The sequence below is a fragment of the Microbacterium sp. Bi128 genome, from assembly GCF_918698205.1.
This window is the reverse complement of record NZ_CAKKMM010000227.1, coordinates 1-6,435: the sequence shown is the minus strand read 5'-3', so window position 1 is coordinate 6,435 and position 6,435 is coordinate 1. Positions and strand designations below refer to the sequence as shown.

General features: G+C 65.5%; 5 protein-coding genes and 2 pseudogenes. 4 read left to right on the top strand and 3 right to left on the bottom strand.

The features are described 5' to 3' along the window. Nucleotides 1–254: 254 nt before the first annotated feature. Entirely contained in the window at nucleotides 255–1,784 is a 1,530-nt protein-coding gene (gene mmsA, locus LQV45_RS15420; protein ID WP_230007792.1) for a multiple monosaccharide ABC transporter ATP-binding protein, read from the top strand. Nucleotides 1,785–1,789: 5 nt separating this feature from the next. After that, nucleotides 1,790–3,074: pseudogene (gene mmsB, locus LQV45_RS15415) on the top strand (multiple monosaccharide ABC transporter permease). Between the two features lie 296 nt (nucleotides 3,075–3,370). On the opposite strand, the gene LQV45_RS15410 reads toward mmsB, so the two are convergent. The 3 genes from LQV45_RS15410 to LQV45_RS15400 are packed head-to-tail and all read right to left on the bottom strand — an operon-like array spanning nucleotide 3,371 to nucleotide 5,306. Further along, nucleotides 3,371–4,282: a ribokinase gene (locus LQV45_RS15410; protein WP_230007791.1), complete on the bottom strand. Its 912-nt coding sequence runs from the start codon at nucleotides 4,280–4,282 to the stop codon at nucleotides 3,371–3,373. Continuing rightward, nucleotides 4,279–4,581, bottom strand: a complete 303-nt coding sequence (locus tag LQV45_RS15405) for a LacI family DNA-binding transcriptional regulator (RefSeq protein WP_230007790.1) — start codon at nucleotides 4,579–4,581, stop codon at nucleotides 4,279–4,281. Before LQV45_RS15405 ends, LQV45_RS15410 begins: the two co-directional genes overlap by 4 nt. Nucleotides 4,582–4,613: 32 nt before the next feature. Next, nucleotides 4,614–5,306 carry a GntR family transcriptional regulator gene (locus LQV45_RS15400; protein ID WP_230007789.1) on the bottom strand — a complete coding sequence of 231 codons (693 nt, stop codon included), beginning with the start codon at nucleotides 5,304–5,306 and terminating at the stop codon, nucleotides 4,614–4,616. A 106-nt stretch (nucleotides 5,307–5,412) separates the two neighbouring features. Between LQV45_RS15400 and LQV45_RS15395 the strand changes: the two genes are divergently transcribed. Both LQV45_RS15395 and LQV45_RS15390 read left to right on the top strand, forming a co-directional pair. Further along, nucleotides 5,413–6,171: a LamB/YcsF family protein gene (locus LQV45_RS15395; RefSeq protein ID WP_230007788.1), complete on the top strand. Its 759-nt coding sequence runs from the start codon at nucleotides 5,413–5,415 to the stop codon at nucleotides 6,169–6,171. Nucleotides 6,172–6,265: 94 nt separating this feature from the next. Next, a pseudogene (locus LQV45_RS15390) lies at nucleotides 6,266–6,435 on the top strand (MFS transporter); the annotation flags it as partial.

The window sequence follows — 6,435 nt, the reverse complement described above, 5'->3', positions numbered from 1 at the left end:
AACCCGAGGGCAACGACACCAAGACCTACAACAACAAGGTCAAGGTCGTCCCTGCGTACCTGCTCAAGTCCGTCATCATCACGAATGAGAACTACAAGAAGGAACTCATCGACTCCGGTTACTACACCGCGGCCGACGTCAAGTAGCCACGTCGAAGGGTGGCGGGCCGCCGTCGAGTCCGGGCCGCCACCCTTTCCCGTAGACCCCTGCAGCCGCAGGACGTCTCAGGTACTACCAGTCAGTGAGAATTGGCGATGAACACACCCATTCTTCAAATGCGAGGAATCACCAAGACCTTCCCGGGCGTGAAGGCCCTCCAGGACGTCACCCTGCAGGTGAACCGCGGCGAAGTCCACGCCATCTGCGGTGAAAACGGCGCAGGGAAATCCACCCTGATGAAGGTCCTGTCCGGCGTCTACCCGCACAGCTCCTTCGACGGCGACATCCTCTTCGAAAACGAACCCTGCAATTTCTCCAGCATCAGCGACAGCGAGAAGCGCGGAATCGTGATCATCCACCAGGAGCTGGCACTGAGCCCTTACCTGTCCATCGCCGAGAACATCTACCTCGGCAATGAACAGGCCAACCGCGGCTGGGTGAACTGGCGCAAGACCAACCTGGAGGCCGCAAAACTCCTGGCCCGGGTGGGCCTGAGCGAAAACCCGGTCACCCCCGTCCAGCACATCAGCGTGGGCAAGCAGCAGCTCGTGGAAATCGCCAAGGCACTCTCGAAGGAGGTCAAGCTCCTTATCCTCGATGAACCGACGGCAGCCCTCAACGACGAGGACTCGAGCCACCTGCTGGACTTGATCCTGCACCTCAAGGGCCAGGGTGTCACCAGCATCATCATCAGCCACAAGCTCAACGAAATCCGCAAGGTTGCGGACGCCGTCACCATCATCCGCGACGGCAAGACGATCGAGACCCTCCGCCTGGGCGACGGCGAGATCACCCAGGAACGCATTATCCGCGGAATGGTGGGCCGGGACCTGGAAAGCCTGTATCCGGACCGGGAACCACGGATTGGCGAGGAAGTCCTGCGGATCGAGGACTGGTCCGTCAGGCACCCGCAGGACTACAGCCGGGTGGTGGTCAACAACGCCAGCCTCAACGTCCGCAAGGGGGAAGTGGTGGGGCTGGCCGGACTGATGGGTGCCGGCAGGACGGAGCTGGCCATGAGCGTCTTTGGACGGAGCTACGGCACCGCCACCTCGGGGAAGGTGTTCAAACACGGCACGGAAATCAACACTTCCACCGTCTCCGACGCCATCAAGCACGGCATCGCCTACGCCACTGAGGACCGCAAGCTCTACGGTTTGAACCTCATCGAGGACATCAAGCGGAACGTATCCATGGCGGCGCTGCGCAAGCTGGTCAAGGGCGGCTGGGTGGACAAGAACCAGGAAACCGTGGTGGCCAACGACTACCGGAAGAGCATGAATATCAAGGCCCCCTCGGTTGCCGCCGTCACGGGCAAGTTGTCCGGCGGCAACCAGCAGAAAGTGGTGCTGAGCAAGTGGATGTACTCCGATCCGGACGTGCTGATCCTCGATGAACCCACCCGCGGCATCGACGTCGGAGCGAAGTTTGAGATCTACACGATCATCGCGAAGCTGGCCGCGGAAGGAAAGGCGGTCATTGTGATCTCCTCCGAACTTCCCGAACTGCTGGGCATCTGCGACAGGATTTACACCCTGTCTGCCGGGCACATCACCGGCGAGGTCCCGATCGCCGAAGCATCACAGGAAACCCTCATGCACTACATGACCAAAGAGAAGGAATAGCGAACATGTCCGCCCTCCGAGAATCCCTGGGCTTCCTGACAAGCCGCCTCCGCCAGGTTGGCATCTTTGTCGCCCTGATCCTGATCGTCCTGCTGTTCCAGATCCTGACGGACGGGATCCTGCTGGAGCCGCAGAACGTCACCAACCTGGTGGTCCAGAACAGCTATATCCTGATCCTGGCCATCGGCATGGTGATGGTGATCATCGCCGGCCACATCGACCTGTCCGTCGGTTCGGTCGCCGGCTTCATCGGCGCCTGTGCCGGTGTCATGATCGTGCACTGGGGCTGGGAGTGGTGGCTTGCAATTCCGGCCTGCCTGCTGATCGGCGCGCTGGTGGGTGCCTGGCAGGGCTACTGGATCGCGTACGTCGGCATTCCCGCCTTCATCGTCACCCTCGCCGGGATGCTGATTTTCCGCGGCCTGACACTGATCGTTCTCAAAAACCAGCAGATCACGCCGTTCCCCGGCGAACTGCGGGCGCTGGGCGGCGGCTTCCTGCCGGACATTTCCGGCGGCACGTCGGTGCTGGAGTGGCTGACGGTCATCCTTGGCGTCGGCGCCACCCTGGCGCTGGTGATCCAGGCGGTCAAGGAACGCCGGATCCGCAAGAAGTTCGAACTCGAGAACGAGCCGATGGCCTGGTTCGCCACAAAGACCGCGTTCCTTGCTCATGCTGACCATCACCTTCCTGCTCGCCAGCTACCGGGGCACCCCAATCGTCCTGATCGTGCTGGCGGTCCTGGTGATCGTCTACACGGCCCTGATGAACAACAGCGTCTTCGGCCGGCACACCTACGCACTCGGCGGCAACCTGCACGCGGCTGAGCTGTCCGGCATCAAAACCAAGGTCGTCACCTTCCGGCTGTTCGTGAACATGGGCGTCCTTGCCGCACTGGCCGGCCTCGTGTTCACGGCCCGGCTCAACTCCGCCCAGCCGGCCGGCGGCACGGGCTTCGAACTGGACGCCATCGCAGCGGCGTTCATCGGCGGCGCCGCAGTCACAGGCGGCATCGGAACCGTGGCAGGGGCCATGATCGGCGGTCTCATCATGGGTGTCCTCAACAACGGCATGTCGATCCTGGGCCTCGGCACCGACTACCAGCAGCTCATCAAGGGCCTGGTACTGCTCCTCGCCGTCGGCTTCGACATCTTCAACAAGAACCGCAGCGGCAAGGGCGGTGGGATCTCGATCATCGAGCGTCTCAAACTGAAAACCCCGCCCGCGGCTGATGTCGACGCCGGGAAGCCGGCGGCAGAGCATCCGGTCCCGGTAGCGGCCGGAAAGTAGCACGGGATACTCCAGACTGCTGCGACCGGGGCCGGCCTCCAAGAGGCCGGCCCCGGTCGGACGTTTGTTGCGGGTCTTTGCTGTGCGGCCACCGGGCAGCCGATGGCGCCGTCTGGTCCTCCGCGGCGGCGGCCGGCTCGCCGGCGATGATGGCGTCCACTTCAGCCTTTTCCTTGGCGCCCCAGGTTTCGCGGGTGTTCAGCTGGCGTGGTCGTTGCCGAGTGCGATTTTCATGGGTCTCCTTCGTATGGGACTTAGTGCGGGACGTTCAGGCGGGGTGCTGCGGGGTTTGGCGGCTATGCCGGTACTTCATCGCGCCATGGAATCGATTCCATAGCGCCGGGGCGCGTCACGGCGATAGCGGAGGCATGGGTGGCGTGGAGCATTGCCGCAGGCATCTCGCGGTCGCTGCCGGCGAGGGATGCGGCGAGGTAGCCCACGAACGTGTCGCCGGCTCCGGTGGTGTCCCTGGCGTCCACTTTCGTTGCCGGCACGTGCACGGGACTGCCGTCGACGACGGTGAAGGATCCTTCCGCGCCGGCGGTGCACACGATGGCGGGCCCCAGGACGGGCGGGAGCGACATGACCAGGTCCCGGTGGTTTCCTTGGATTCCGGCCAGGCCGGTGAGGGCCGCGAGAACCTGGATTTCCTGTTCGTTCACCACCAGGAGGTCGACGTCGTCGAGCAGCGCCTCGATCTGCCGGGGGGCCGGCGCGGCGTTGAGGATGACGAATGCCCCGCGATTCTTCGCGGTCCGCGCGGCCTGCCGGACCAGCGCCGTCGGGATTTCCAGCTGCAGGACCAGGACGTCGCCGGGCTGGACGCCGGCGAGTCCCGCTTCGACGTCGGCGGCGGTAAGCCCGGCGTTCGCGCCCGGACTCACGATGATCTGGTTTTCGTCCTGGTCATCGACCGCGATGACCGCCGTTCCGGTGGCGGCGGTGCCGCTGACCCGAACGTGGCCGGCATCGATGCCGGCCTCGGCGAGGACCTCAAGAATCCGCCGGCCATGGGCGTCGTCGCCGACGGCGCCGGTGAACCTCACCGCGGCGCCGGCCCGGGCGGCCGCGACGGCCTGGTTGCCGCCCTTGCCCCCGGGGCTGTACGTTGCGTCCGAGCCCCGGACGGTTTCGCCCGCCCGGGGCAGGGCGCTGACGCGGATGTTCTGGTCGATATTGAGGCTTCCGACCACAAAAACCGTGCTCATTGGACCTGCTCCTTCGGTGGTGCGGGACGGTGCCCGAAGCCGCAGTACATAGGGGCGGAATTGAGGGGCGCTGCCGTCACGATGACGTTGGTCCTGGTGGAACGGAGCGCGCGCGCCTGGGCGTTGGGGCGGAAGTCCAGCTGAGTGACGGTGGCGGCCACCCTCTGGCGGGACTCGGCGGCGGTTGCCGGGTTTCCGGAGAGCACCCTGGACGCCGTGGCGGGGGAGGCGCCGGCCAGTGCCGCCACGTCCTTGATGTGATGGATGTTCCCATCACTGCTGCCGCCTTTCGCGCTCAAACCAATTCATGGAATCGATTCCATGGAATCGTTCACTCGCCGTGGACGGCGGCCTGGCGCTCCTCGGACCGGTTCAAATAGGCCAGCAGCAGCGCGCCGGCTTGGTCCAGGTCTCCGGCTTCCAGGGCTGTGCAGATTTCCTCGTTGTCCGGCAGGTAGCCCCGGTAGAAGTGCGCGTCCACGGTGGCCTTGTGGAAGAACAGCCGCATCTCGGCCAGCACTTGGGACATGATCGTGTCCAGCCGCCGGCTGCCCGCCAGGGCCACGATCGCACCATGGAAATGCTGGTTGGCGCTGCCCAGGCCCTCCTCGTCATTGGCGGCGGCGGCGGCTTTGCCCTCTTCAACGGCAGCGCGGACCGCGGCCACGCGCTCCGGGCTGCCGCCGCCGCGGATCGCACTGACTTCAATGGCGCGGCGCACGGTGTAGACGTCGTGGATGTCGCCGGCCTCGAGTCTGGCCACGAAGACGCCGCGGTTGGGGTGCCGGACCACCAGGCGCTCGGCCGCCAGTTCGGCGAAGGCCTCGCGGACCGTGTTGCGGGAGACGCCCAGGTCTTCGGCGATGGTCGACTCTGTGAGCCGGGCTCCCGGCAGGAGCAGGCCCTCCGCCAGTTGCAGGCGCAGCTCGGCCGCCACCCGGTCCGCCACGGAGGGGACGGCCACGCGCAGCCGCGCCGCAGCTGCGCCTAGGGCAGAGCCGGCAGCTGCATCGGGAGTGGTCATAGTGCCGAATCTACACGATTGTCCCAATGTTGAATCGTCGGATTGTTGAACAATCCGAGAAATTGATGCATCCTAGTAGGGGGCTATCATGAGACGAGGATCACAAATGGCAAGCATTGACCTGAACAGCGACGTTGGCGAGTCCTTCGGCCGCTGGACCCTGGGCGACGACTCGGCGATGTTCCGCTCGGTCTCCAGCGCCAACGTGGCGTGCGGATTCCATGCGGGCGACCCCAGCGTCATCCGCCGGACCTGCCGCGAGGCGGTTGCCGCCGGCGTCGTGATCGGCGCCCACGTCGGCTACCGCGATCTCGCCGGCTTCGGCCGCCGCTTCCTGGACATCGACCCGATCGAACTGGCCGACGACGTCGTCTACCAGATCGGTGCGCTGCAGGCGCTGGCTGCCGTCGAGGGCGGCACGGTCAAGTACGTCAAGCCGCACGGCGGCCTCTACAACGCGATCGTCTCGCACACCGGCCAGGCGAAGGCCGTCGTCGACGCCGTGAAATCCGTTGACCCGAACCTGCCCATCCTGGGCCTGCCGGGCTCGGAAGTGCTGCGCCTGGCCGAGGCCGCCGGCCTCCGCGCGGTGACCGAAGCCTTCGCGGACCGGGCCTACAACCCGGACGGCACCCTCGTGTCCCGTACGCTTCCCGGAGCCGTGCTGGAGGACCCCGCTCTCGTCACTGAGCATGTCCTCCGGATGGCCACCGATTCCGCCATCCGCACCATCGACGGCTCCATCCTGAAAATCCGCGCCGAAAGCATCTGCGTGCACGGTGACTCCCCGGGGGCCGTCGCCATGGCCGCTGCCGTCCGCGAAGCGCTCAACGCCGCAGACATCACCACCGCCGCCTTCGTCTAGGCCGCAGCTTCACGCTTCACACCCCGGTTCTGCCGGGACCACCCGCACCTAAACCCAAGCAACAGGCAGCACCCCGCACACCTGGAGGAAAACCATGACTGCAGCACCGCATCAGGCCACCCCGGCCGCCGGCAAGAGGAGGATCCCGCCTGGTGCCCTCAAGGCCTATGTCGCGAGCCTCACCGGCACTTCGCTGGAGTACTACGACTTCGCGATCTACTCCGTGGCCTCGGCCCTCGTGTTCCCCAAGGTCTTCTTCCCAGG